The 25,199-nt window shown below is 59.1% G+C and carries 27 protein-coding genes and 3 pseudogenes; 12 read left to right on the top strand and 18 right to left on the bottom strand.

Translation table 11 applies throughout. The annotated features are described in order from the left end of the window. From ACN2XU_RS18845 to ACN2XU_RS18820, 6 genes are all read right to left on the bottom strand, one after another. The gene (locus ACN2XU_RS18845; RefSeq protein ID WP_058123693.1) at positions 1 to 483 is read right to left on the bottom strand and encodes a c-type cytochrome; all 483 of its coding nucleotides are present in this window, start codon (positions 481 to 483) and stop codon (positions 1 to 3) included. Beyond that, positions 480 to 1,874 carry a multicopper oxidase family protein gene (locus tag ACN2XU_RS18840; protein ID WP_096873521.1) on the bottom strand — a complete coding sequence of 465 codons (1,395 nt, stop codon included), beginning with the start codon at positions 1,872 to 1,874 and terminating at the stop codon, positions 480 to 482. The genes ACN2XU_RS18845 and ACN2XU_RS18840 overlap by 4 nt, the downstream gene beginning before the upstream one ends. 43 nt (positions 1,875 to 1,917) lie before the next feature. Continuing rightward, complete coding sequence (locus tag ACN2XU_RS18835) at positions 1,918 to 2,835, bottom strand: c-type cytochrome (RefSeq protein WP_058123695.1); 918 nt, start codon at positions 2,833 to 2,835, stop codon at positions 1,918 to 1,920. Positions 2,836 to 2,837: 2 nt separating this feature from the next. After that, positions 2,838 to 3,431 (bottom strand): c-type cytochrome, encoded by a 594-nt coding sequence (locus tag ACN2XU_RS18830; protein WP_058123696.1) that lies wholly within the window; start codon positions 3,429 to 3,431, stop codon positions 2,838 to 2,840. Between the two features lie 372 nt (positions 3,432 to 3,803). Next, a complete protein-coding gene (locus tag ACN2XU_RS18825) occupies positions 3,804 to 4,262 on the bottom strand; it encodes a c-type cytochrome (protein WP_058123698.1) in 459 nt (152 codons plus the stop codon). A 28-nt stretch (positions 4,263 to 4,290) separates the two neighbouring features. Then, a complete protein-coding gene (locus ACN2XU_RS18820) occupies positions 4,291 to 4,851 on the bottom strand; it encodes a L,D-transpeptidase (RefSeq protein WP_058123699.1) in 561 nt (186 codons plus the stop codon). Between the two features lie 156 nt (positions 4,852 to 5,007). On the opposite strand from ACN2XU_RS18820, the gene ACN2XU_RS18815 reads away from it, so the two are divergent. Next, complete coding sequence (locus ACN2XU_RS18815) at positions 5,008 to 5,310, top strand: DUF2933 domain-containing protein (protein WP_058123700.1); 303 nt, start codon at positions 5,008 to 5,010, stop codon at positions 5,308 to 5,310. Positions 5,311 to 5,594: 284 nt separating this feature from the next. Further along, positions 5,595 to 7,724: a protein-disulfide reductase DsbD family protein gene (locus ACN2XU_RS18810; RefSeq protein ID WP_096873525.1), complete on the top strand. Its 2,130-nt coding sequence runs from the start codon at positions 5,595 to 5,597 to the stop codon at positions 7,722 to 7,724. A gap of 28 nt (positions 7,725 to 7,752) precedes the next feature. Here ACN2XU_RS18810 and ccmI read toward each other — a convergent pair whose 3' ends face one another. The 7 genes from ccmI to ACN2XU_RS18775 all read right to left on the bottom strand — a co-directional run bounded on the left by ccmI (position 7,753) and on the right by ACN2XU_RS18775 (position 14,441). Then, positions 7,753 to 8,904: a c-type cytochrome biogenesis protein CcmI gene (ccmI, locus tag ACN2XU_RS18805; protein ID WP_096873522.1), complete on the bottom strand. Its 1,152-nt coding sequence runs from the start codon at positions 8,902 to 8,904 to the stop codon at positions 7,753 to 7,755. Next, complete coding sequence (locus ACN2XU_RS18800) at positions 8,901 to 9,374, bottom strand: cytochrome c-type biogenesis protein (RefSeq protein ID WP_024099400.1); 474 nt, start codon at positions 9,372 to 9,374, stop codon at positions 8,901 to 8,903. Before ACN2XU_RS18800 ends, ccmI begins: the two co-directional genes overlap by 4 nt. Then, the gene (locus tag ACN2XU_RS18795) at positions 9,371 to 9,937 is read right to left on the bottom strand and encodes a DsbE family thiol:disulfide interchange protein (RefSeq protein WP_024099401.1); all 567 of its coding nucleotides are present in this window, start codon (positions 9,935 to 9,937) and stop codon (positions 9,371 to 9,373) included. Before ACN2XU_RS18795 ends, ACN2XU_RS18800 begins: the two co-directional genes overlap by 4 nt. 8 nt (positions 9,938 to 9,945) lie before the next feature. After that, a complete protein-coding gene (locus tag ACN2XU_RS18790; RefSeq protein WP_096873523.1) occupies positions 9,946 to 11,946 on the bottom strand; it encodes a heme lyase CcmF/NrfE family subunit in 2,001 nt (666 codons plus the stop codon). A gap of 65 nt (positions 11,947 to 12,011) precedes the next feature. After that, on the bottom strand, positions 12,012 to 12,317 hold the full coding sequence (locus tag ACN2XU_RS18785; RefSeq protein WP_233486461.1) for an SHOCT domain-containing protein: 306 nt from the start codon (positions 12,315 to 12,317) through the stop codon (positions 12,012 to 12,014). Then, a complete protein-coding gene (locus ACN2XU_RS18780; protein ID WP_024099404.1) occupies positions 12,253 to 13,719 on the bottom strand; it encodes an ATP-binding protein in 1,467 nt (488 codons plus the stop codon). Before ACN2XU_RS18780 ends, ACN2XU_RS18785 begins: the two co-directional genes overlap by 65 nt. Continuing rightward, on the bottom strand, positions 13,719 to 14,441 hold the full coding sequence (locus ACN2XU_RS18775) for a response regulator (protein ID WP_058123704.1): 723 nt from the start codon (positions 14,439 to 14,441) through the stop codon (positions 13,719 to 13,721). Before ACN2XU_RS18775 ends, ACN2XU_RS18780 begins: the two co-directional genes overlap by 1 nt. Before the next feature lie 188 nt (positions 14,442 to 14,629). On the opposite strand from ACN2XU_RS18775, the gene ACN2XU_RS18770 reads away from it, so the two are divergent. The 7 genes from ACN2XU_RS18770 to ACN2XU_RS18740 all read left to right on the top strand — a co-directional run bounded on the left by ACN2XU_RS18770 (position 14,630) and on the right by ACN2XU_RS18740 (position 19,262). After that, positions 14,630 to 15,103: a rhodanese-like domain-containing protein gene (locus ACN2XU_RS18770; RefSeq protein ID WP_024099405.1), complete on the top strand. Its 474-nt coding sequence runs from the start codon at positions 14,630 to 14,632 to the stop codon at positions 15,101 to 15,103. A gap of 89 nt (positions 15,104 to 15,192) precedes the next feature. Then, positions 15,193 to 15,630: an ion channel gene (locus ACN2XU_RS18765; RefSeq protein ID WP_040104431.1), complete on the top strand. Its 438-nt coding sequence runs from the start codon at positions 15,193 to 15,195 to the stop codon at positions 15,628 to 15,630. 161 nt (positions 15,631 to 15,791) lie between these two features. After that, positions 15,792 to 16,241 carry a DUF6010 family protein gene (locus ACN2XU_RS18760; protein WP_024099407.1) on the top strand — a complete coding sequence of 150 codons (450 nt, stop codon included), beginning with the start codon at positions 15,792 to 15,794 and terminating at the stop codon, positions 16,239 to 16,241. A gap of 3 nt (positions 16,242 to 16,244) precedes the next feature. After that, positions 16,245 to 16,907, top strand: coding sequence for a TVP38/TMEM64 family protein (locus ACN2XU_RS18755; RefSeq protein WP_038008367.1), 663 nt, complete (start codon positions 16,245 to 16,247; stop codon positions 16,905 to 16,907). A gap of 1 nt (position 16,908) precedes the next feature. Further along, positions 16,909 to 17,895 carry a cation diffusion facilitator family transporter gene (locus ACN2XU_RS18750; RefSeq protein WP_038008366.1) on the top strand — a complete coding sequence of 329 codons (987 nt, stop codon included), beginning with the start codon at positions 16,909 to 16,911 and terminating at the stop codon, positions 17,893 to 17,895. A gap of 6 nt (positions 17,896 to 17,901) precedes the next feature. Further along, complete coding sequence (locus ACN2XU_RS18745) at positions 17,902 to 18,813, top strand: sterol desaturase family protein (protein WP_009807996.1); 912 nt, start codon at positions 17,902 to 17,904, stop codon at positions 18,811 to 18,813. Continuing rightward, positions 18,810 to 19,262 (top strand): DUF411 domain-containing protein, encoded by a 453-nt coding sequence (locus tag ACN2XU_RS18740; RefSeq protein ID WP_009807995.1) that lies wholly within the window; start codon positions 18,810 to 18,812, stop codon positions 19,260 to 19,262. The genes ACN2XU_RS18745 and ACN2XU_RS18740 overlap by 4 nt, the downstream gene beginning before the upstream one ends. A 5-nt stretch (positions 19,263 to 19,267) precedes the next feature. Here ACN2XU_RS18740 and ACN2XU_RS18735 read toward each other — a convergent pair whose 3' ends face one another. Then, positions 19,268 to 19,882, bottom strand: a complete 615-nt coding sequence (locus tag ACN2XU_RS18735; protein ID WP_052068523.1) for a Crp/Fnr family transcriptional regulator — start codon at positions 19,880 to 19,882, stop codon at positions 19,268 to 19,270. A 27-nt stretch (positions 19,883 to 19,909) separates the two neighbouring features. Here ACN2XU_RS18735 and ACN2XU_RS18730 point away from each other — a divergent pair, with 27 nt between their 5' ends. The 3 genes and pseudogenes from ACN2XU_RS18730 to ACN2XU_RS18720 all read left to right on the top strand — a co-directional run bounded on the left by ACN2XU_RS18730 (position 19,910) and on the right by ACN2XU_RS18720 (position 22,558). Beyond that, positions 19,910 to 20,434, top strand: coding sequence for a hypothetical protein (locus ACN2XU_RS18730; RefSeq protein ID WP_038008363.1), 525 nt, complete (start codon positions 19,910 to 19,912; stop codon positions 20,432 to 20,434). 106 nt (positions 20,435 to 20,540) lie between these two features. After that, positions 20,541 to 20,864: pseudogene (gene petA / locus ACN2XU_RS18725) on the top strand (ubiquinol-cytochrome c reductase iron-sulfur subunit); the annotation flags it as partial. 77 nt (positions 20,865 to 20,941) lie between these two features. Then, a pseudogene (locus tag ACN2XU_RS18720) lies at positions 20,942 to 22,558 on the top strand (ISL3 family transposase). 25 nt (positions 22,559 to 22,583) lie between these two features. Here the strand turns inward: ACN2XU_RS18720 and ACN2XU_RS18715 are convergent. From ACN2XU_RS18715 to ACN2XU_RS18700, 4 genes and pseudogenes are all read right to left on the bottom strand, one after another. Then, positions 22,584 to 23,037, bottom strand: a pseudogene (locus ACN2XU_RS18715) (L,D-transpeptidase); the annotation flags it as partial. 140 nt (positions 23,038 to 23,177) lie between these two features. Then, complete coding sequence (locus ACN2XU_RS18710) at positions 23,178 to 23,735, bottom strand: methyltransferase family protein (protein WP_009807988.1); 558 nt, start codon at positions 23,733 to 23,735, stop codon at positions 23,178 to 23,180. Continuing rightward, the gene (locus ACN2XU_RS18705) at positions 23,732 to 24,649 is read right to left on the bottom strand and encodes a cation diffusion facilitator family transporter (protein ID WP_009807987.1); all 918 of its coding nucleotides are present in this window, start codon (positions 24,647 to 24,649) and stop codon (positions 23,732 to 23,734) included. The genes ACN2XU_RS18710 and ACN2XU_RS18705 overlap by 4 nt, the downstream gene beginning before the upstream one ends. Next, positions 24,639 to 25,199: transglutaminase domain-containing protein (locus ACN2XU_RS18700; RefSeq protein WP_419411988.1), on the bottom strand; the 561-nt coding region annotated here is incomplete at its 5' end. The genes ACN2XU_RS18700 and ACN2XU_RS18705, both read right to left, overlap by 11 nt.

The raw sequence follows: 25,199 nt of genomic DNA, 5'->3' as shown, positions 1-25,199 counted from the left end.
TTAATTATCTCCCCGTTGTTCGTCGGCTTCTGTCCGCGCGGCCTGGACTTCGCGAACGCGGTCTGGCCAGGTGGACCGGATGAAGGCCAGGATGTTGTGAATTTGCTGGTCGGTCAGCACGTCTGCGAAACCCGGCATTCCGCTGTCGTATTCGACACCCTGACGCGCCAGAAGCGCCGCACCCCCCAGTTTTGTGTAATCGAAGAGCAGGCTGTCAGGATGATGCCAGGTGTGACCCGTCTCATCATGCGGTGGTGCTGGCAGGCGCCCATCCGCGCCGGGCGTTCGCCATTCCGGCTGGCCTTCCAGATTTGCGCCATGACAAGACGCGCAGTTGTCTGCGTAGAGCAACGCGCCTTCTTGGATGTCGGAGCTCTCCGCCTTGGACGCGCTGCCGACATCCGAGGATGCACTGGTCGAGAGCCAATAGGTGAAAGCGGCTGCGACAACAGTGATCGGAACGGACCAAACGAGATACCTCATGTGACCCGCATCCAGGTTGTCATGCCGGACGCGGCGTGGCTGAGCATGTGGCAATGGAACAGCCACTTGCCGGGATTGTCCGCCGTAAAGGCGATCTCGCGGGACTCGTTGCCAGCCAACAGGATCGTGTCGCGCATCGGTCCGAACGCGCCGTCGGGGCGCAGCTCACGGAAATGCATTCCGTGCAGGTGCATCGCATGTGGGAACACGGTCTGGTTCTCGATCTTCAAGCGCACCGGCTCGTTCAGGGATAGATCGGCCAATGGCGTGTCGGTCATTTCGGCGACATCATTCAGGGCCCAGAACTTGCCCGCCTGGGCAAGCTGACGAAACCCAAGGCGTTCCCCTCCGAGCATGGCAGACTGCATCCGCCCCATTGCTCCACCGGACATGACCAGTCGCAAATCACGCGCTTCGGCAAGGTCCGGCGCGTGTGCCGCGGGATTCGGCGGCAGCGGCAGCGGCTTGTCTCTCGGTACTGAACTGGTTGTGCCATCGACGGAAAAAGTCACCAGCGGGGTCAGTTGATCATCATCGCCGATGCGCAGCACCTCTGCGGTTCCGCCTTCGTCTGCGGTCACATCGACGATCAGGTCCACGCGCTGTGCGGGACCGAGGATCAATTCACCGTCAACCGGCTGGGGTTGGCCGATAGGCATCCCATCCAGGGCCATCGTCCAGCCACTCACCCCCGATAGCCTCAGCGGGAAAATCCGCGCGCTAGCTGCGTTGATGATGCGCAAGCGAATGCGTTCGTTACGCTTCGCGGGCAAGGTCAGGTCATAGCGCCCATTGGTCGTGATGAAGTTGCCGGTACGTCCACTATGGCTCATCATCATAGGCTGTTCGAAATTGTCGAACAGCTGCCCGCTCTCAGGGTCGAGCAACCAGTCCTCCAGAACGATGACTTCCTCGCTGTCGATGTCCGGCCCATCGGCCTCTTCGACGATCAAGGCACCGCGCAAACCACGCGCGACTTGCTCGTATGAGCGATTATGCGCGTGATACCAATAGGTGCCCGCGTCTGGTACGACGAAGTCGTAGTCAAAGGTTTCACCCGGTGCCACGGGCTCCTGGGTCAGCCCTGAAACGCCATCCATCGCGTTGTCGATCCGGATTCCGTGCCAGTGAACCGAACTGGGGTCAGGAACCTCGTTGCGGAACCTGCGGCGCACCCGATCGCCTTGAGCGACCCGAATTTCCGGAGCCGGAACGAGGCCGTCATAGCCCCAGATCTCTGTTCCCGGGTAGGTGTCCGGAAGAAGCTGTTGACGCGCAACCTTGGCAACCACGTCCTCGAACGGGGTTGCGGCATAAGCCGACCGCGGGATGGCCGCCGCGCAGGCCGCCAGTGTCGCATGGCGCAAGAAATCCCGACGTGTTTGTTTCATTTCGATCCTCGATAAAGCGAGGGCTTGTTGCCCCCGCGTGATGTTAGTTCGAAGCGGGGTTCTCCGCCTCGACCGTGTCCTTGTTCAGCAGGAAAAGCGCCATCGCTTCGCGATCGGCAGGTGTCAGAAACCGAGTTCCCTCGCGAACCACTTCCGCCATGCTGCCGCCGAAAGCATCGCCCGAAGGGGTGATGCCGGTCTGGAGCGCATAAGCGAGGTTTGAAACCGTCCAGTCGTTTTTGGCCAGGTCTTTTGGCCGTATCGCGGGTGCCTTGCTGCCACCGGGAAGCTGGGCGTTGCCTGCAAAGGAAGCACCGATATCGCGACCTCCTGCAAGATTGCGCGGCGTATGGCAGGCTCCGCAATGTGCCGCACCGCGCACCAATTCCCGTCCGCGGTTCCATGCGCCGCTTCGCCCTTCAACCGGTTCGGTATCCGGATCGTAGAAGAACGCCGCTCGCCAGAGCTTCAGCCCCCATCGTTGATCGAATGGGAAGCTGACATCGTTTTCTGGTGCAGGTTCGTCCACGGGCGGCACGGTTTGAAACGCCGCCCAGAGGTCAGCGATATCCTGGTCAGAAAAATCCGCATAGAACGTATATGGGAAAGATGGATAGTAGGGCGTTCCATCGGGGCCGATCCCCTGCCGCACGGCTTTTGCGAACTGTTCTGCCGTCCATTCGCCCATGCCATGTTTGGGGTCGGTCGTCAGGTTGGGCGGATAGAACGTTCCGAACGGGGTTTCGAGCGGCGCCCCTCCGGCAAGTGGTGCGCCGCCCGCTTCAAAATTGGTATGACAGGCAATGCACCCACTGGCGCGCGCCAAATATGCGCCCCGGTCGACATTGCCCTCTGTTGCAATCGGAGTCACTGCACTGCCGACAGGCCATGCAATAACAGCGCCGAGGCCGGCCGTGCCAAGCACGGCGACCCCGCTGACGAGTGTCAAAAACCGGCGCATGGTTAGTCTTCTTCCGCCCGGAAGCGTTCATGGCATGCGGAACAGACCTGGGTCGTCATCGCGAATGCCGCGTCGGCGGGCATTTCGGAAATGGCGGCGGCATCCATCATGCCGCCTCTGCCCATCATCGCGCTCCCGCCCATCATGGTTGTATCGCTTCCCATCATGGATCCGCCGCCCATCATCGAGGCGCCATCCGTGGAGGTATTGCCACCCATGCCGCCTAACCCATTGTCGGCTGCGCGTTCCAGGCCCTCAGAGTATTCCTCCAGCTGACTTGCCAATGCTGCGAAGCGGTCCCAATCGGTCCACACCTCGTCTTTGGCTTCCGAGGGCATGCCCCCCGTGCCCTCCGGGAACAGCTTTGTCATGCTCTCGCCGGCGTGCTGCTGGAACAGGCGCGCTGCATCGCCCACTGTTTCTGCGTCATAGGCCGTTTCACCCCGCATCATCGGGGCTACGGTTTTGACTGCCTTTCCCATGGCGGCCATGGCATCCATGCGTTCCTTTACGATGCCCGTGGCACCGCTATGCGCAAATGCCGCAACCGCGGTTCCTGCAATCAACACTGCCGCTGTGATAGTTGTCTTCTTCATGTCTTGGATCCTTCTTTGGGTCTGCTTTTCGAGCGATGTGAAATCAGACCCACCGTCGTGGCGGTGGAGGATCGCTGGTGGAGCGCAACTCTGTTAGTTGGGTCGCGGCGTCTTGCATGACAGCCGTCAGCAACTGAGGCTCGTAAACCACGTTTGGCTGGAGAAACACCACAGCCGTGACAGAACAATCGAGTCCCGGATGACAGTGGCCAGAGGCCTCGTTCGTCGATGACCCTACATCTTCGTGAGCGTGAAATTCTTGCGCCAAGGACGCTTCACCATGAAACGCTGGCGCCTCAGGCACTCCGAGAACCACTTGGAAAAGGCCGAAAACGATCGACAGAATCCATCGGTTTGTCTTCGACCAACGCATCAGTCAATCCCGTTGGCCCGCTGTAGTTCGCGGACATAGGCGGCAACCATCTTGACGTCTCCTTGTGTCAGTCCTTCGATCCTTGGCATATTACCGAATTTCCAGTGATGCGCACGCACGCCATTTTGAGCGGCCAGAACAAAGGCCATGTCTGAATGGTGGCTTGGCTCGTAAATCTTGTGCACAAGAGGCGGGGCAATCCCGTTTTGTCCCGCTGCGTTTGCTCCATGGCACTCGGAACACTTAGCCTCGAATATGGTTTTCCCAATCGTGGCTTGCTCCGAGAATTCTGCCGGCAGTTGGACCTGAACGATTGGGTCGCCTGCTTCTATCTTACTCGTGTCAGGAGGCGTCATGGAATGACCCATCGCTGTATCTTCCGCAGAAATGAACTGCCAAGTTGCAACTCCCCCGCCAGCTATAACTACGGCTGCGATAAGTGCGGTCAATTTATCCATGCTTGTGTCTTCCGTCTTGCCCGTTGTGTCAGATGAGTTTGACCTGAGTGCCGACAGGCATGCGCTCATAGACCTCCTCGATTTGTTTGTTGAACAAACCGATGCAGCCGTTTGACGACCGACGGCCGATCTTGCGCGTATCCTGTGTCCCGTGAATACGGTAGTACTGCCACGACAGGTACAGTGCACGAGTGCCCAAGGGGTTGTCCGGATCACCCCCCTCGACACGAGCCGGCCATTCCGGATTGCGTTCCCGCATGGAGGGCGTTGGCGCCCAACTGGGGTTTTTGCGTTTTTCCACCACTTCGGTGTAACCGCGTTTGGTGAGTTCGTCGGTCAGCGGAACGGAAGTTGGGTAGATCCGCATCTCGCCATCTGATGTCCAATGCTGGAGCGACTTCGTCACGGTATCGGAGATGATGATCCCCTTTCCGAGTGCGTCGAAGTGGTCTTGCCAGTCATGAACTCGGAAAGAAGAAATGTTGCGGCGAATGGTTTCGGCTCGAACCACGCTTGGTGCAGCCAAAGCGACAGCCGCATACCCCAATAGGCTTCGTCGATTGATCTTTTTGTTTCGCAATGTCGTCATGACACACTCCTAGCCTCGGGTTTGTTGCATCTCTTTTACGGGAGACCCGGCATCAGGCAACCTGACAAGGCCGCGAGAAGTGTATCCATTTGTATCCTTGACCTTACCCTGCTGGAGGGTCGCAAATGGCGCGAAGAACGAGACAATGAGGGTGTCATGGACCACCAAAACCACAGAAAAAAGCCGATCACGGACAGGCTCATGCATTACGGAATGATGGCGTGTTGCGTCGTCATGCTGCTGCCCATTGCGGGATTTTTTCTTGCCGGCGGCACATTGGCGGGCATGTGGGGCAATGCAGCGGCTTTCGCCCCACTCCTGCTTTGCGTCGGTGCGCATCTCGTGATGCACAAATTTATGGGAAAGTCGTGCCATTCGAACGAAGAGAAAGGCAGTATCGAAGAAACACCCGTGTCCGTGCCTTCTGCGATTCCCGTGGTTGCACGCAACAGGCGATAATTTGCGCGGGAAAATGCGAGCAAGCGCATGGTTGCTGACGATTACAACGCTTGGCGGATGCGCCGCAAGTCTTGAAGACTGTCCCGAGCGGGAGGTCATCGTTTCCACCAAGCAGGCATCGATCATCCTCCCCGACGGGTGTCGGTTGATATCCTCGTCCTCTGTCGACGTAGCGCGTGTTGTTTGTTCTGATGGTCGACAAGGCTTTGCCGTCGGCGGTCTTTGAGACAAAGTTCCGGGTGCAGATTCAACCCGAGCCGGCTTTAAGGGAAGGAAGCGGATCCTTGGCGAAAACCCTGTCGACACTGCGCCGGGTTCTGATTTTGCCCGCACTGATCCTGGCGCTTTCCTCTGGCAGTGGCTCGGCGGAGACATCAGCCGCGTATCAAAGCTCTCCGCTGAAGGCGCATCTCATCACGGCACAGGACGGTGTTTCCAAGAACACGCAGACTCTTTCCGCCGGACTTCATCTCCAACTGAACGAAAACTGGAAGACCTATTGGCGGTCGCCAGGAGAGGTGGGAATACCGCCTTCGGTCGAATGGAGCGGTTCCGAAAACGTCGCAGATGTCGAATTCATGTGGCCTTCCCCGACACGCTTCACCGCCTTCGGCATCGAAAATTTTGGTTATGCGGGTGAAGTCGTCTTTCCGCTGCGCATAACGCTCAAAGATCCCGGCGCACCTGTGACTCTTTCCGCGCAAGTCAAACTGCTGGTGTGCTCCAATGTCTGTGTCCCGGAAGAGTTTGACCTGTCACTTCGCCTCGGACGCGGCAACGACATCGACAGCACTGCGGCTGGGCTGATTGGCACGTTTTCCGAGCGCGTCCCCGAAGGAGCCGAGGCGGGTGGCGTCAGCGAGGCAAATGCCTTCATCGACGAAGACCTCACGGAGTTGATCGTCAATCTGCGCGTCGATGAACCACTCCAGTCGCCGGATGTGTTTCCCGAACTGGGTATCGGTGTTGCGCTTGGCAAACCCGATATACGTTTGGGAGAAGAGGATCATTTGCTTTGGGCGCGCTTGCCGATCCTCTCGTCGAATACGGATGTGACGGTGGCGCCGTCGATTACCGTCACCGATGGCGAGAACCGGGCCTTCACCGTGATTGCGGATCGCGTGGCGCGACGTACGGCACCGCCCTTCGAACTGGCCGCCACGACACCGGACATGATGGAACTGCTCTGGATTGCCGTGATCGCGCTGCTGGGTGGATTGATCCTGAACGTGATGCCCTGCGTGCTGCCGGTGCTGTCCATCAAGGTGTCGTCTGTGCTCAAACACACAGATCACGACACAACCCGTGTCCGGTTCGGTTTCGTCGCAGCCGCCGCTGGCATCATGACGTTCATGTGGGGTCTGGCGCTCATCCTTTGGGCGCTCCAGACGGCAGGGCTCAGCGTCGGGTGGGGGCTGCAATTTCAAAGTCCGCTATTTCTTGCGGTGATGATCGCAGCCCTGCTCGTCTTTTCGGCAAATCTGTTCGGAGCGTTCGAGTTCGCCCTTCCACAAGGCATGCAGACAAGGCTTGCAGATACCGGAGGGCGGAGCGGATATTCCGCCGACTTTTTCACCGGCATGTTCGGTGCCGTCATGGCGACGCCTTGTTCGGCACCGTTCCTCGGCACCGCGGTGGCCTTTGCTTTGGCCGGGCGTGGCGTGGACATTCTCATCGTCTTTACGAGCCTCGGGCTCGGCCTCGCCCTGCCCTATCTCGTCATCGCCGCGTTCCCGCGTCTGGTCGCGTTCATGCCCAAACCTGGCCGGTGGATGCTGATCGTCAAGAGCTTGATGGGGATCTTGCTGCTTGCAACCGCCGTTTGGCTGTTCTGGGTGCTCGACGGTGTCGCCGGGCTGGCCTCCGTCATCGCGGTCGCGGCGTCTTCCGGTCTCGCCGTTCTGATCTTGTCCCTCCCGAATGTGCAGTCCCAATTCAGATGGTCTATTGCCACGGCCAGTCTTGTTCTGGCTCTTGCCGCGGGTCCTCTCCTGCAGCAATCAGCGCCTGCCCGTGCAGGGTCGCAATCGGCGTTGGCTTGGGTCGCATTTGACCGTTCGGACATAGCGAAACGCGTGTCCGCAGGAGAGGTCGTCTTTGTCGATGTAACAGCTGACTGGTGCCTGACTTGCAAAGCGAACAAGACACTTGTCATCGACCGGGAGCCGGTCCGCAGTACGCTGGACGCGCCAGGCGTCACGCCGATGCAGGCAGATTGGACACGCCCGGACGCGCGCATTTCCCGTTACCTTGAGAGTTTCGGCAGATATGGCATCCCTTTCAATGCCGTCTATGGACCGTCGGCACCAAACGGCATTGTGCTGTCCGAATTGCTTACGACCGAAGACGTGATGGACGCCTTGGCGCAAGCCAGCGGTCGAGATGTTTCCGCAAAGGTTGCCGGACAGGAGTGATCTGCCCGGGCGGGACACCGACCAGCAGTCAGCCGCCGAGCCGCTCGAGCGCAGCGCGGACCGCCGCACGCCGAGGATCATTGGCGGGCTGCTGCTCCAACAGCGCTTCAGCCTTACGGTAGGCCTCAATGGCGCGATCCTGCTCCTGAAGGACGGTATAGGCGTTTGCCAGCCGCATCCAACCATCCAGATCTTCCGGTTCATCCTCAAGACGCCCAGCCAGCCGCGAGACCATCGAGCGGATGAACTCCGCGCGGTCCGCGTCATTCATCTCTGACGCCGCCGCAACATCTGCCGCACTCGGGCCGGGTTGTGATGTCGGCCCGCTGGGTAGATCGACGACCGGGAGGTCGGCGGCCGCTGCAATCCGGTTGATCTGCAAAACGTATGTTTCCATCCAGGGCACGAACGTCTTTTCCTGGTTCAGCCGGGAAACGAGCAGATCGTAGGCCTTACGCGTCTCTTCTTTTTGAAGATGGTAGAGAGACTCGAAATAGGTTGCCGCAGGATTGGATGGGTCAAGTTCCAAAGCGCGATCAATGGCCAATTTCGCCCGTGGAATAACAACGCCATCATTGGCAACCGCGACAGCCTCCGCCAGCATAGAGAATGTCGCGGAGGTGGCATCCTCCCGTTTGGCGACAACTTCAAATGCTTCGACAGCATCAACTGTTCTGCCCATGCGCTGATAGGTCTGGCCCAACAGCATCCACCCTTCGCTGGGGCCGCCGGTCGGATCGGATACAAGCCTTTCGCGAAGTTGTATTGCAAGCGCCATCACTTCATCAGTCTGTGCGCGCTCCTCTGCACGGGCAGCGAAGGCCATTGAAGGCACCTCAGGCGATCCCATTGTCAGATAGTAGCCCGCGGCAATAACCGGCGCGAGGACCGCCGCGACAACGAGAGTGACTCTGCCGCCATTGCGGGATGATCCGGTTTTTTCTCCCGAATTGCGGGTCGTCGCGAGGATCCGTTTCTTGATTTCGAGTCTGGCTGCTTGAGCTTCCTGTTCAGAAATCAAACCGCGGTCCATGTCTCGTTGAATTTCCCGCATCTGATCGGCAAGGATCGCCGGTACCGCATCTCCTCTGGTGAGAGTGTTCGATTTGGACAGCAGCAGCGGGTAGAGGACAATTCCGACTGCGAGCAGCGTCAGAAGACCGAAAATACCCCAGATCATGACGCATCCCCCGCTTCGTTTCGTCTGAGAATTTCGGACACGGTGTTTTCATCCTCCGAGCCCAAATCTTCAAATGCCTCTTGCTTTCGCCGACTCATCAGTACCCCACCACCAACGAAAACCCCGATGAGGACGAAAGCGATCGGCGCAAACCAAAGCGCGTAGGTCGCAGGCTCCAGAGGCGGCTTCAGCAGCACGTAATCCCCGTACCGCGCCCGAATGTATTCGATCACCTCGGTGTCAGCGTCTCCGGTGACCAGTCGCTCGCGTACGAGCAGACGCAAGTCCCGCGCCACACCCGCGTTCGAGCTGTCGATGTCCTGGTTTTGACAGACGACGCATCGTAGATCCTTGGAAATCTCCCGCGCACGCTGTTCCAATACCGGGTCGCTCAGCATTTCGTCCGGTTCGACCGCATTGGCGGCAAAGGGAAAGAGCCCGATGCAAAACGCGAAAATCAACTGTCTCATAATGCTGCTCCATTTGGCAGTGCGCCTGCTTGCTTCAGGGCTTGCGTGAACCGTTCGACGGCGTCCGGACCGACGACCGGCCCGACATAGCGAAACAAAACGGTACCACCGCCATCGACGATGAAGGTTTCCGGCACGCCTGACAGGCCCCATTCGATCCCGGTGCGGCCCGACAGGTCGGACCCGATCCGCTCGTAGGGATTGCCGAGGTCATTGAGCCACTTCACGGCATCCTCTGGTTTGTCTTTGTAGTTGATGCCGAACAACCGCATGCCCCCGCGTTCGACAAAGCGTGTCAACACGGCATGTTCCGCGCGGCAGGGCACGCACCAGGACGCAAAGACATTGACCACGACCGGTCGTTCGTTGCCGACAAGATCGCTTCGGGCCAGGCCGGGTGTCTCCAACCCCGGCACGGGATCGAGATCGAACGCCGGGGCCGGTTGCGAGATCAGGACGGAAGGGATCTCATTGGGATCCCGGTCGGGATTGAGCCCCCAGAGAAAAAACCCCCCGAATATGACCGCCGCAATAAACGGCAGCCCGGCAGTGAGACGTTTCATCTTCTCTCCTACTCCGCAGGAACAGCATCGCTGGCTGGCTGTTTGGCGCGGCGCGGCGCCCCGACCCTCAAACGGCGATCCGACAAGGACAAACAGCCACCGATCACCAGCAAGATCGAGCCGATCCAGATCAGGTTGACGAGCGGTTCATAGAGGATCCGAAGGGTCCAGGCTCCGGCGTTGTTCACTTGATCGGAGGCCGGCGTTGCAATCGACGTATAGAGATCACCCGCCAATGTGGACCGGATGGCCGACTCCGTCGTCTGACTTTCCGCGACCGGGTAATACCGCCGTTCCGGGAACAGCTTCGTGACCAGTTCGCCATCCCGACGCACCACAAGGGTGCCGCGATCCGCGATGTAGTTCGGCCCTTGAACCTTTGCGGCCCCTTCGAAGGTGATGTCGAACCCGGCGATCGTGACTTCGGTCCCGGGGCCGGCAAAGACGATCTCCTCACTTTTCCATCCGGTCGAGCCGATCATCCCCATCATCAAAACGGCGACCCCGGCATGGGCAAGCGTCATGCCGTGTGACGCACGTGGGAGGTTGCGCGCGCGTCTCGCGCTCTCCGCAAGGGGAACCTCGAACAGGCGGATGCGTAGCGCCCATTCCCGTAGGGTTGCAAAAAGCAGCCACGCTGCACCGAGGATGGCAAGATAGGCCATGATCGGCCCACCGTTCAGAAGATACCATGCGGCCAAAGCTGCGATGACCGCCAGCACGGCCACGAACCGAATGCGATCGAGCAAACCGGCGATATCAGCCCGCTTCCACGACAGGAATGGACCAAGACCCATGAACACGACCAGCGCCAGCATCATCGGAATGAAGGCCGCGTTGAAGAAAGGTGGACCCACCGAGATCTTGTCCCCGGTGACAGCTTCGAGGATCAGCGGATAAAGCGTCCCGAACAGGACCGTTCCCGTAGCGGCGGCCAGAATGAGGTTGTTCACGAGCAGCCCGGCTTCGCGGCTGATCGGGCGAAACAGACCACCCGGCTCCATTTCGGGCGCCCGCCAGGCGTAGAGCGCCAGCGACCCACCGATGGACACGGCCAGCAGACCCAGAATGTAAAGCCCGCGCTCTGGATCGACGGCGAAGGCATGCACGGAGGTAAGCAGGCCGGATCGGACAATGAACGTGCCGAGAAGTGAAAGCGAGAAAGTCAGGATGGCAAGCAGGATGGTCCAGCTTTTGAACGCGTCGCGCTTTTCGGTGACGATGGCGGAATGCAGCAGCGCCGTGCCCAGAAGCCAGGGCATGAAGCTCACGTTCTCGACCGGGTCCCAGAACCACCAGCCGCCCCAGCCCAGTTCATAATAGGCCCACCAAGATCCAAGAGCGATACCTGCCGTAAGGCTGACCCACGCGGCCAATGTCCACGGGCGGACCCATCTGGCCCAGGCTGGATCGACGCGCCCTTCCAGAAGAGCCGCAACGGCAAAGGAAAATACGATGGAGTAGCCGACATACCCGAAATACAAAAGCGGCGGGTGCATGGCGAGACCCATGTCCTGAAGCAACGGGTTGAGGTCATTGCCGTCGAGCGGCGGCGGAAACACCCGCTCGAAGGGGTTCGACGTCAGCAGCAGGAAGGACAGGAAGCCGACGCTGATCCACGCCTGCACCGACAAGGTGCGCGCCTTGGTCTCGGCGGGGATGTTCGATCCGAACCAGGCGACGCCCGCGCCGAACACCGCGAGTATCAGGATCCAGAGCAGCAGCGAACCCTCATGGCTGCCCCAGGTCCCGGCCACCTTGTAGAGCATCGGCTTGAGCGAATGGGAATTCTCGACGACGTTCCTGACGGTGAAGTCGCTGGCGATGAAGGCCTGCATCAGCGCTGCGAAGGCTATGGCCACAAACAGCACTTGTCCTATTGCCGTCGCCTGGGCGGATTTCATCCAGACGGCGTTTCCACGCGATGCACCTGCAATCGGCAGAACGCTTTGAACAAGTGCGAGGGCCAGCGCGAGGGCCAGTGCGAAGTGACCAATTTCCGGGAACATGGCGTTCTTTCCTATCCAGTGTCGGTGGGCGTCGCGTCGGACGGCTTTGGCGTCCGCGGCGGGGTCTATTCGTCGAGCGTTGCTTTGCGGTGACGGAACTCTTCTTCGTCGATTTCCCCATTCGCAAAGCGGCGCCGGAGCGCTTCCTGCGCGTCCGAGTCCGGGGGACGGGTGCCATTGTCCCGCAGCCTGAGTACCAGAAACACGATCAATGCGATCACGGCGCCCCAGAAGGCGAGCATCATGAAGCCGCCCATAAAGCCATAGCCTCCGCCCCATATGTGACCTGTCCAGGAGCCTGGACCATCAGCTCGCGCCATGCTGGCGGGCAAGCTGGCCAGCAACGTTGGAATGAGCGTTTTCAGTTTCATCTGTTTCTCCTTCGATTAGTTCGCTTTCATCCAGTGGGATGGTGACAACAGCGCGCAAACCCGCGCTGTTATGGTTGACCAGCTGGATATCGCCGCCATGGGATTGGACGATTGTCCTCGCGATTGAGAGCCCAAGCCCATAACCGCCCGTTTCCAGAGACCTCGATTGCTCGAGGCGATAGAAGGGATCGAAGACCTTTTCCAACTGGTCGACGGGAATGCCGGGCCCATTGTCATCGATGTTGAGTACGAGGTTCGAACCGTGGGTCGCCCAGCTGACTTTTGCGGCACCACCGTAGCGAACGGCGTTCTCAAGCAAGTTCCTCAGTGCCCTTCGGAACGCGTTGGGTCGAAGCCGCACGGCAACATCATCACTCGGGGCAAAGGTGCAGTGTGCCGCCATATCGCTGCACAAGCTGTCCAGAAAATTGCGCAGATCGACCACTTCGGAGCCTTCTGATCCGGTAAGGCCCCGTGCAAAGGTGAGCGTCGCTTCGACCATACTCTGCATCTCTTCGACCGATGCGATGAGGCTGTCCCGCGTCTCTTCTTCGTCAACCAGCTCCGCGCGGACACGCATAGCAGTCAACGGCGAGCGTAAATCGTGACCAAGCGCTGCGAGCATCCGTGTCCGATCACTGACAAACCGGGTCAGCCGTCGTTGCATGCGGTTGAAGGCGACGGTCAGATCCCTGACCTCGGTCGGCCCTGCGACGGTCAATTCAGGCACATCCTCGCCCCGGCCAAGATGGTCCGAGGCCTTCGACAGGTGCCGCAAAGGACGCGTCAGGCGCGTCATGACAAACCAGAAAATCGCCACCAAAAGCAGTCCGGCGGAAATTCCAAAGGTCAGCATCGAATAGAAAGGCCATTGGATTGGTGGACGCTCGAACCGCGTTCCGACATTCAGCCAACGCGCTCCCTTAATGGCGATCGACAGGTTCATTTCAACCGCTGTCAACTCTCCGCGCATCATCGCGAGATGCATTTCCGTCATTTCGTCAGAAAGATTGGGCAAGGGCCTCAATTCGCCCTCGATCTCGTGCAGTTCAACGCGAATATCGCGGCTGTAGCTATCGTCCATTAGCGCACGGATACGCCCTTCAACAAGGTCGCCATGCGAATGACTGGTGTGTTCCACACTCGGAGCGTCTGACAGATCAAACCGGATAAGTGGTGAATTTGCCGCGCGAAGGATGGAATTCTGCAGGTCCAACGGGGCCTCTTCGATCAACCGCGCCACATTCGCTGCGCGTCCAGCAGCCTCGAACCCCAAAGCAGCACGGATGGCCAGGCTGCGCTCGTCAGCGAACAGGAACAGGCTGATCGCCTGGGCCACGACAAGTGCCGCGACCACAAGCAGGATCAACTGGCCGCTCAGAGATCTCATCGCACGGCGCATCACGGCGCATCCTCGACATCGGCAGCCAGGCAGTATCCGCCGTTCCGCACAGTCTTGATGACACTCGGTCGCAATACATCCGGCTCGATTTTGCGACGGAGGCGGCTGATCTGATTGTCGATGGTGCGATCCATCGGGCCTGCCGTCCGACCAGCGGTCAGGTCAAGCAACTGGTCACGGCTGAGCACCATCCTCGCGCGTTCCAGCAGGACCGCCAGCAATTTGAACTCGGAGGTCGTCAATGGCGTTTCGGTTGCGGCCTCGTCAATCAGCACCTGCCGGTCGGTATCCAGTATCCAGTGCGCAAAACAAATCTTCCTCCCAGCCAGGGTTCCGGCCACGGGTTCGTCGCGGTTGCTTCTCCGAAGAACCGACTTGATGCGGGCGAGCAGTTCTCGTGGATTGAATGGCTTGGCGAGATAATCGTCCGCACCGATTTCCAGCCCCACGATCCGATCCGTTTCCTCACCAAGCGCCGTTAGCATGATGATCGGAAGATCACCTTCTGGCGCAAGTCTGCGGCAAACCGACAAACCGTCCTCGCCCGGCATCATGACATCGAGCACGAGCAGGTCGAAGTGACCGGTGGCCAGCTTGGCATCCATCTCCACGGCATCCCTGGCGACGGTCGTGCGCATTCCGTTCTTCTCCAGAAAGCGCGCGACGCTTTCACGTATCTGTGCGTGGTCATCCACGATAAGGATATGAGGTGGCGGTCCCATGGTGTCTTTCCTAAATCATCGTTGCATCGTGTTTCATGGGCAGAATTGTAGCCATTTGTATCAGGTCAGTCCCTTGCTACAGATGGATACAAATCTGTGCCTGCACCGTGTCGTGCTCCCGGGTAGCGTTGCTGGCATGTTATGTGACCTTTGGGATCGCAACCGATCAAAGGATGAGGTTTTCGAATATGGCTCTTGATTTGAACCGGCGCCGTTTCATTCTGGGTGCTCATATGACGGTGCTGACCGTCACGGCGTCACCGCTGCTGGCGCAGAGCCGATCTGTCTGGTCGGCAGAGAATGCCTTTGACGCGCTTCTATCGGATACGGCGCGGATCATCGATGTCAGAACGCGCGAAGAGTGGCAAGAAACCGGCGTAGGTGCTGGTGTATGGCCGATAAGCATGCACGCGTCCGGTTTTCCGGACCGATTGTTCAGGGCGAAGGAACTGAGCGGTGATCGCACCGTTGGACTGATCTGCGCCACTGGCGGACGCTCCGCATCGCTGCTTCGAGCGTTAAGACAAGCTGGTTATTCGGGCTACGCCGATATCTCGGAAGGGATGTTGGGATCAGGCGAAGGGCCTGGCTGGATCGCATCGAACTTGCCGACCGTTCCGGTGGATGTCGCCCTGAACGGGTTGCCCCCCGCGTTGGCCTGACCTGTGAAGAATCAATCGGTCCAGTTGTGCTAAAAAGCCTGATGTATGGTCAGATTGACCTGTTTGAATAGGAAGACGGGTTTGGGGGTATGACCGAGTTGATGGCCATGTTTGTCGGAATATGCGCGGCGATCCTGATGGGAATTGTCCATCATTATGCGTTGTCGGGCATTCTGAAGTTTTCCCCGCAGCGGTCGGATGGCTCCGGCTTTCGGATCATCCTGACGTTTTCCGCGTTGCTGTTGCTGCACGTATTGGAACTTGTGACGCTCGCCGTGTTCAACACGATGGTGGTGGCAAGCGTTCTGCCGCAATCGTTCAGCAACAGCCCGCCGATGTTTCAGGATGTTCTCTATGTTACGGGCATCTCGTTCTCGACCCTTGGCTATTCGTCCATAGAGGTGGTCGGGCCCTTTCGACTGTTGCTGATGCTGCAATCGCTTTTGGGCTTCATGTTGCTGACCTGGTCAGCGACGTTTCTTTACTCAGCCTGCCAGCAAGTCTGGCAGAAGGCGAAAGATGACTGAAAATCGCCACGCGCGTCGGACATGAACCGGGCGTCAGCGTCAAATGCGTCCTGATATCGGTCCTTTGGCCTCCCCGTGGAACGGTTGAGTGAGCGCCGCGTTGCGCGCGTGGATGAATAACCCTTGACCTTCCAGTTGCTGGAATCCCTAGGTACCAAGCCATGGCACAGATTTTCAAAAAGACAGGCGATCACTTATCGCACCATCGACACGGGGATATCTTGAAATTTCCCGTATGGGTTGGCGTGTTGATTGTCTTGCTCTCAATGCCGGCTCACTTGTTTTTGGATGAAAAGAGCTCGATAGCTCTTGCTTCGATCACGCTTGCTTTGATTGGCGGTGCCTATATCGGCTTTGGCGCCGCGGACGGCAGAGCGCGCGTGTTCTGGGCAGAGCTCGCCGTGGCCCTTTTGTTCGGCTCGGCAGCCTTCCTGGGGCTGATATGGCATTGGGCCTTCCTCCCCTTGGGCTTGGCCCTGCACGCCCTTTGGGACATGTCACACCACAATTCTTATCGTCTCGCCCGGATTCCGAACTGGTATATTCCATTCTGCGTGGCCTTTGACCTTTTGGCTGCGACGTTCTTCGTTCTGCTCTATGCCGTGTTTTGATCCATGATGATGCGCGTTCTTCTTATTGCGGTGTTCCTGATGGGAGTCGTCGCATTGGCCTTCCCGGACGTCCTTGGCGTTGACATTCGCCTGCCGGATCGCGCGGAAATTGACCGCTGGATCGAGGCGGCAGGTCTTGCCGGACCAATTGTCATCGTGGCGCTTATGACAATCGCTATCGTGGCAAGCCCCCTGCCCTCGGCGCCGATCGCACTCGCCGCCGGAGCGGCTTATGGACACACGTACGGGACGCTCTTCGTCGTTCTAGGTGCGGAACTCGGTGCGCTTGCCGCCTTTGGTCTGGCCCGCGGCCTGGGTCGTCCCTTCGTTGAGCGTCATCTCGGTCAGAAGATTAACGCAGGCCTGTTCGGGTCCCAGAACACTCTGACCTTCCTGGTCTTCGGCAGTCGCCTGCTGCCGTTTCTGTCCTTCGATATGATCAGTTACGCCGCAGGTCTGAGCAAGCTGCATCTTTGGAGGTTCGCGCTGGCCACGATGGCCGGGATTATTCCCGCAAGTTTTTTGCTCGCTCACATGGGCAGCCAGGCGATGAACGGAGATGCCCGCACCGCCACATGGACCGCGCTTGCGCTCGGTGGCTTTACGGGCCTGTCGGTTCTCTTTGCCGCGACGCGAAAGACCGGTACGCAACGGGAGGAGAGCTGATATGGCCAATCATTCTCACGCTGGACACATGCCGAGTTCCGGCAAGGCCCTTGTGATTTCTGCCTGGCTCACCGGCGTCTATTTCATGATTGAACTCGCCGTCGGGCTCTGGACCGGCTCGATCGCCGTCCTGTCGGATGCGTTTCACACCCTGTCGGCGGTTGGCGGTGTTCTCGTGGCCATCATCGCGAAGCGGATTGCGCGCCGTCCAGCGGATTCGGCGCGCAGTTTCGGATGGTACCGCGCCGAGATCATCGGCGCGCTGGTGAATGGCAGCTTTCTTCTCGGCATGGCGCTTCTGGTGATCTGGATGGGCGCGATTCGGCTCGGAAATCCGATCCACCTGGCCACGGGCCCAATGCTTTGGGTCGCCTTCGGTGGCCTGGTCACAGAGGTCATCTCGCTGGGGCTGATGTGGCAATCGAGCAAAGACGATCTGAATGCCCGCGGCGCGCTCTGGCACATCATCCAGACCTTTGTCGGCAGCCTCCTGATCATCGTGACCGCTCTCGTGATCGAGTTCACCGGCTTTCTCGCGATCGACCCGATCCTCGGCATGGCGTTCGGGGTGGTTCTCCTCTGGGCCTCCGTCGGCGTAATCAAAGAAGCGGTCCACATTCTCATGGAAGGCACGCCCGAGGGAACGGATCTCGACGCTGTGATGGCGGATCTGAACCACCAGGACGGGGTTGTGGATGTTCACCACGTGCATGCTTGGACGCTGACCAGCGGCAAACACGCGTTTTCCGCCCATATCCGCCATAGGGCACCCGCCGAGGCCGCGCACTTGCTGAACAGGGCCTATCGACGGCTGACGGAGCAGCATGGGTTTCACATGGTCACGCTGCAGCTCGAAACCGAGTGTCTCGACGAGCGCCACGCGCTGGATGTTGATATAGTCCAGATAGCGGCTGCAAAGGCTGCGCAAGAAAAGACTGATGTGCGAGATGCGCATCCGCACCCAAGCCCTAACACAGAAGGGCCATAGACTGTGATGGACACGATACTTGCCGCAGAGCCGGAGATTCGTCTGACGGCGTTTTTGAGTGTGCTGGCCGCCATGGCGCTTTGGGAACTCGCCGCCCCGCGTCGGCGGCGTGACATTCCGCGTGTCATCCGTTGGTCGAACAATCTGGCTCTTGTCGTGATCGATACGGCGATCCTGCGGTTGTCTTTCCCAATCCTGGCCGTTGGTCTGGCGGTCATGGGCGAGGAGCGGGGTTGGGGTTTATTCAACACTATCGGCGCGCCGTATTGGTTGGCCGTTGTCCTGTCCATGCTGCTTCTCGATCTGGCCATCTATTTGCAACACGTCATGTTCCATGCCGTCCCTACGTTGTGGCGTCTGCACCGGATGCACCACGCGGACCTCGAGTTCGACGCCACAACGGGATTGCGCTTTCACCCGATTGAGATCCTTATCTCGATGGCGATCAAGCTAAGCTTGGTCGCAGCGCTTGGTCCGCCCGCCGTCGCGGTTTTGTTGTTCGAGATCATCCTCAACGCCACGGCACTCTTCAACCATGCCAACATCAACCTGCCGAGACCAGTCGACCGGTGGCTCAGATGGATCGTCGTCACACCCGACATGCACCGCGTGCATCATTCTGTCGATCCGCGCGAAACCAACTCAAACTACGGCTTCAACCTGCCGTGGTGGGACCGCCTCATGGGTACTTACGTTGCCCAGCCCGCGAAGGGCCACGAGGGAATGACGATCGGCATCGAGCAGTTTCGCACGACGCGCGACCTCTGGGTCGACAAGATGTTGATCCAGCCCCTTCGCGGGCCGGCAAGCGGGCACGCCCTGGATGCACCCGCCCTCTCGCCGACAGAGCAGGAACAGCCTCTGGACTCTCAAACACACAGTTCTACGGTCTCGGATACTTCAAAAAGGAACACATGATGAAAAGACGCACATTTTTGCTGGCCGGAGCGGCTGCCACACTCCCCCTGCGAGCACTGGCCAACACAGAACCGGTCATTAAAGTCCTGAAAACCCCCACCTGCGGGTGCTGTACCGCCTGGGTCGATCATGTCCGGCAAGCGGGCTTCACGGTCGAGGCGCAGGATGTCGATCAGGATGCGCTTTATGCGTTCAAAGACCGGCTACAAATCGCTCCGGAACTTGCTGGATGTCACACGGCGATCATAAGTGACTATTTTATCGAGGGCCACGTGCCTGCCGCGGACATCACGCGGCTGCTGGCAGAACAACCGGTGGCGCGCGGGTTGACGGTTCCCGGCATGCCGATGAGTTCGCCCGGCATGGGCGGTCCCGGGGCTGGTGACACTTTTGATACCTTGCTTGTCGGCTCCGACGGGGTGACCTCGGTCTTCGCGAGCCACAGCTGATCGGGTCATGGGCGCAGGTGATAAATCCCGCGGGCGGGGTTTTTGACCCGCCCGTCCTGCACAAGCTTTCGCAAGGCCCTGTAGGTCGCCTCATGGCTCAGCTGTAATCGGGCGGCGAACTCGATCACGGAGCCGTCGAGCAGGCCCGCGACCAACCCCGCCAACACCCGGTCTTCTGCACGCCGGATACCCACGATCTCAAGCATCTGTCTTTGTGCCTGTATCTGCTGAGCCGCCTGGCGACCAAAAGCGCGCGCAAACTCAGGGTCGGCGAAGGCGTCCAAAACGGCATCCTTTTCGATCCGGATCAGCGTCCCTGCCTGAACGAAAACAGCATCGCAATGATAGACCTCTGAAAACACGGAAGCTTCGGCAAAGCTTGTTCCGGCTTGGGCACGGTGAATGATGAACCGCTCGCCATCTGGGCCGACCCGCTCGAGATACACGCGCCCGGTTTGCACGACATAGAGACCGTGGGTGGGACCGCCTTGGTGAAACATGATGTCGCCAACCGCGCCGGAAAAAGGGCGCAGGGCTGAACTCGGGATAAGATCATAGGGGGCTGGCAACATATGATTGCAATCATATTGCGATACGCCCGCCCCTGCTAGCGTAAACATGACAGCATCCCATTGAAGGACCCGTCCATGCGTCTCATTTCCCTCCTCCTTGCCATACTGATGGCCGCACCCGTGGCCGCTCAGCACGCCCATTCCGCGACTGGCCATGACATGGGTGGACCGCAGGAAACCGGGCAATCGGCCTTTGCCGCCCTGGCGGAGATCGTTGCGATCCTGCAGGCCGATCCCGAGACAGATTGGGAGCGGGTCGATATCGACGGATTGCGCCGCCATCTGGTCGATATGGATCTTCTGACCCAAGAGGCCGTGGTCACCCGCACCCTGCGGCCGGAAGGGGCCCGGTTCGAGATTCGGGGCACCCCCCGTGTTCTCGAAGCCATCCGCGCCATGGTGCCCGCCCATGCGCCCTTTCTTGCGGCTGAAACCGGCTGGGACGTTGTCACGGAGGAACTCGAAGATGGCGTGGCGCTCAGTGTCGATGGCGATGCCGCTCAGATTCAGGGACTTGGTTTCTTTGGCCTGATGACCATCGGGGCGCATCACCAGGAGCACCACCTCATGATGGCAAAAGGCGCAGCCCCGCACCATTGACGCGCCGACACGGCTTGTTTGTTGATCCGTAGAGAGGTGCACTGACAAAACGTTACATCTCGCGTGTTGACCTTCCCGCGCGGGAGACATGGACACATGTCCCGTGATGGAAGCGTCAGAGGATACCGCGCGCAGGGATTTCCTGTATTACGCAACGGCCGGGGCGGGGGTCGTGGCCGCAGGGGCCGCGCTCTGGCCACTGGTGAACCAGATGAACCCTTCCGCCGATGTCCGCGCCTTGGCACAGATCACTGTCGACATTTCCGATCTCGCGCCTGGAACGCAATTGACCGTCAACTGGCGCGGAAAACCTGTCTTTATCCGTCATCGCACAGAGGCAGAAATGGCTCAGGCTCGGGCAGAGGCGGTCTCTGACCAGCCTGACGGCAAGGCGCGCAACCCCAATCTGCCCGCCGATGCGCTGGCGTCGCGTAGCCCTTAATTGGGCTCTGCCTCACTTTGTGTGGCGCAACTATCCTGAAACAGGAAAATTCAGGAGGGATGGTTGTGAGCTCGAAGAAGCATTGGTCGCCCGGGGCCGAAGTTTCGGTTCAATGCGTTGAGCGAAGTGATTTCGGCGGGTGGATCGTATCGGGCAGTCTGACACCAAGCGGCATCTGCCCAGACTGTGGATTGCATTCACGCCGACGTCACGGCTGGCGGCGTCGGCGGTTGCAGGATTATCCCGCCCATGGAGAGGAGGTAACGGTTGATCTCGCGATTTGCCGTTGGCGATGTTTGGCACCCGCTTGCCCACGCCGGACTTTCGCAGACCAACTCACCTCGATTGCGCATCCGTTTGCACGTAGCACTTCGCGTGTCGGGGAGATTGTCAGTCATCTTGGGCATGCAACCGGCGGACGGCCTGCCGAACGGCTCTTGCACCGTTTGGGCCTTGGGGTCAGCGATTACACGGTGCTCAGGCAGTTGAAAAAGCGTGCTCAGGGCACCGCCAAGCCGCCGACGGTCATCGGGATTGACGACTGGAGCTGGCGGAAGTCGCAAACCTACGGCACGATCATTGTGGATCTGGAGCGTCGCGTGGTGATCGACATTCTTGAGGATCGAGATGTCGTCACCTGCACCAACTGGCTCAAGCGACACCCCGAGGTGAAAGTGATTAGCAGAGATCGGTGTGGTCTCTACGCCTAGACTGCACGGCAAGGGGCACCGCAGGCGAAGCAGGTCGCTGATCGGTTCCATATCGTGCAAAACCTGCGGCAGGCCATTGAGGAGCAAATGAACCTCCACGGCCCTGAGACCGGCAGAGCGCTGCTGGCCGACGCCGACAATATCACCGCAGCCGGCAGCCTTCTGAAGTCACGCCTTGCGCACAGGACATCTCGGGAAGAGATTTTCACCACCATCCATGCGCTCCGAAATCAGGGGCTTAACTGTAGCGAGATCGGGCGACGAACAGGGTTCCCGCGCCGCAGCATCGCGAAATGGCTGCAGTTCGAGACGCCACCGGACCGCAAACAGGCCGCTTTGAAACCGACTTCGCCGTGGTACTTTGAAGAATTCCTGAGCCAAAGCTGGAAGGACGGCATTCGAACAGGCAGCGCCCTGTACCGTATGATCCAAGAGCGTGGTTACGAGGGGAGTCAGTCGCATTAAAAGCGGCTGGGGGCGGGCGGGCGCAGAGCCGAAAAGCAAACGAAGGGCCCCGCCGTGGAGCACCAGATCCTGGAGCCGGTCCGGGGCCCGGAAACGGGGCATGCGATCTCTCCGGTCATTGCGGCCGCGCTGTGCATCAAACCCAGCGGAAAGCTCACCTCGGATCAGGCGCGGAAAGTCGACACGCTCAAAGCCGGTTCTCCCGCCTTCACAACGATGCGCAGCCTCGCCATGCGTTTCAACGGTATCATGCGTGGCCGCCAAGCGGGTCCGCTCCCTGCATGGATCGACGACGCCATCGAAACCGGCCTGACGCCCATTGTGCGCTTCGCCCGCACCTTGAACCGGGACTTCAATGTGGTCAAAAAGGCGATCGAGATGCCCTGTAACAACGGCCAGGCGGAAGGTCAGATCAACCGCCTGAAAACCCTCAAGCGCGCCATGTACGGCCGAGCCGGTCCAGAATTGTTGCGGGCGAGAATGCTACCGTTCCGCCACACAGATTGAGGCAGAGCCCAATTAAAGGCTACGCGACACAACCGTTTGATGACTGGCGCCCGATCTTGCGTGTGTCCCCGGTCCCGTGCACCCGGTAATACAGCCACGACAAATAAAGCACGTGGGTTCCAAGCGGGTTGTCAGGACCCGGCGGCCAATAGTCAGGCCATTCGGGGTTGCGCTCTTTCATTGATGGAGTGGGCCGCCAACTGGGCCTCTCCACCTTCCTTATAACCTCTGTATATCCTCGGCGGGTCAGCTCTTCCGAGGCGGGGACACTTGAAGGGTAGAGTTTGTAAACACTTTCGTCTTCCGACCAGTACTGGACTGCACGCGAGTCAATGTCGCACATAATTGCACCGTGCTGAAGGTTATCGAAGTGGTCTTGCCAGGGATCCGCACTGAAGGACAGAAATATTTCTGCGTACCGCCGAGGGCTCCTGCTCCTGAGCACGGAGAAGGGAAGGTGTTCCCAGAAGTCCGATCATAGTTGTCGAGACGAACTGGCACCGTGTTTTCTTTGAATCAGTAATATACTTTGCCTCGCCCTTTTGTTGATGAACGGATACGACCTCTAGCTGCTAGAGCTTCAACCGAAAATTGATGACGTTCTCGTGAGGCGGCGAGACTAGAGATATCTACGTGTTTCAGCGCAATAGTTGCGATACTTGGTGCCGTATTGTTCGCACAGCCATGGCTCTTCTGCGAGCGGGGCAAGGGCCAGCGCGGCAACTCCAACGATGACGACAGGCCAAACCCAAGGTGAGGCGAAGAGAAGACCCAAACCTATTAGGATGGCCATGTCGGCAAGATACTGCGGATTCCGAGAGAAACGGTAGAGACCCGAAGTGATCAGCTCGTCTCTCACCCCACTGGTGGCTTTCAGTCCAATGATGAATGCCCCCCACCAGGCGATCAGATTTCCGATTGCGATCAAGAACGGCCCGACTGCCCAACGGAGCGCGTTGGGCATAGAAGCGGATTTCCAATCCACGATGCCCAAACCGATCACCGCCCCAAACACGGCCAATGTGAGGCCCCATGCAATGATTGGTATGACTGAATGCTCTCTGTTTGGAGGCCAGATGCGCTTGGACGGGCGGACGATCGACCAAAGGAGCGCACCAATCAAAACCAGACCGGACAGCAGGCCTACGACCACTAGTATGCCTTGGGCAATCGTCATGAGCGGTGTCCGAACACCTGCGCCTCCTGATGCGCATTGTCGGTCGCTTCGAATTCAAGCGTGGAATGCTCGATTGAGAAACGTTCATGCAGCACCGATTTGACGTTTTCTTTAATTTTGTCGGCCTCACCCATCCGGTCGCGTTCGACAACAATATGGCAGTCCAATGCCGCAGCGTTCTCCTGCATTTGCCACAGGTGGACATGATGCACGTCCACAACGCCATCGACAATCTGGATCGCTCTGACCACGTCATTTCCATCAATATCTGGTGGGCTCCCAAGCATCAGGGTTCGAATTGGGGCCCCTATTTCGGTGAAGGACAGATACAGGATGTAGAGCGCGATGCCGATGGTGATGGCCGGATCCACCCAACGCATATCATAAAGTATAATGAGCGTCCCGCCGACTATGACGGCCACTGAAGCCAACGCGTCCGAAAGGTTGTGGAGAAACAGCGCGCGGATGTTCACGCTCCCCTTCTGCATCGAATAGGTCAGCATTGCGGTCAGCGTGTCGACCACAAGCGCAATTCCACCGAGAATGACGACGGTCCACCCCATGACTTCGGGTGGATCAATCATGCGCATGCCACCTTCGTAGATCAGGTAGAAGCCGATCACGATCAGGGTGGTGTAGTTGATCAGGGCAGCGACGATTTCGACCCGGCCATAGCCGAAAGTCATGCGCTCATCGGCCGGGCGGCGCGCGATCTTGCGCGCGGCGAAGGCAATGACAAGCGAGGCCATATCGGAAAAGTTGTGCAGCGCATCGGCGATAAGTGCTAGACTGCCCGACAATATGCCCCCGACGATTTGCGCAACAGTAAGTAGCCCATTCGCCCAGATCGCGATCGCAACCCGTCGATCCCCAGAATTCGGATCGATATTCGCGTGCCCGTGATCATGCGGCATTGGCAGGCTCCTCATGCGCGTGTGTCGCGCGTCGGTCAGTCTTCAGGCGGCCGCTGCGGAAACCACGTACGCGCGCATTCATCCAGTGGCGTATTATATGACGGTAAAGGGCACCACGCAGCCTTCCAAAGGATTGCTCATGGGACAAATAGAAGGCGTCGGGCGTATCGTACACGCCGAAATCTTGCACGATGCCGGTTTTCTGAATGTAGGTATCTTCTCCGTTCCAGGCGACGGGAGGCGCGCCAAGGCAATCCGTGCCCGCGCCATAACCGCAGAGACTGTCCGTGTCCGAGAACGATCTTTGCAGGACTTCGAAGAAAGCGTCATCCAGGATGAAGCCTTCAAGGTTGATCCAGGCCCCTTGAAATTCGATCTCTACCCACGAGTGGAGAATTTCCTCTGGAGCAAGCGGATACACCAACTCTGGGACAACACCGCGCTGCAAGCCTTTGTGGATCGTAAACCCATGCAACCGGCAACGAACGCCAACACCACGCAGCAGCGCCATTAAGAGCGTGCCTTTCGTATTGCACTGCCCGTAGCCGTC

The sequence above is a fragment of the Pacificoceanicola niger genome, assembly GCF_048553275.1.
GTDB lineage: Bacteria > Pseudomonadota > Alphaproteobacteria > Rhodobacterales > Rhodobacteraceae > Pacificoceanicola.
Note: the sequence above shows the minus strand (reverse complement) of the source record. Positions and strands in the feature narration are given on the sequence as shown.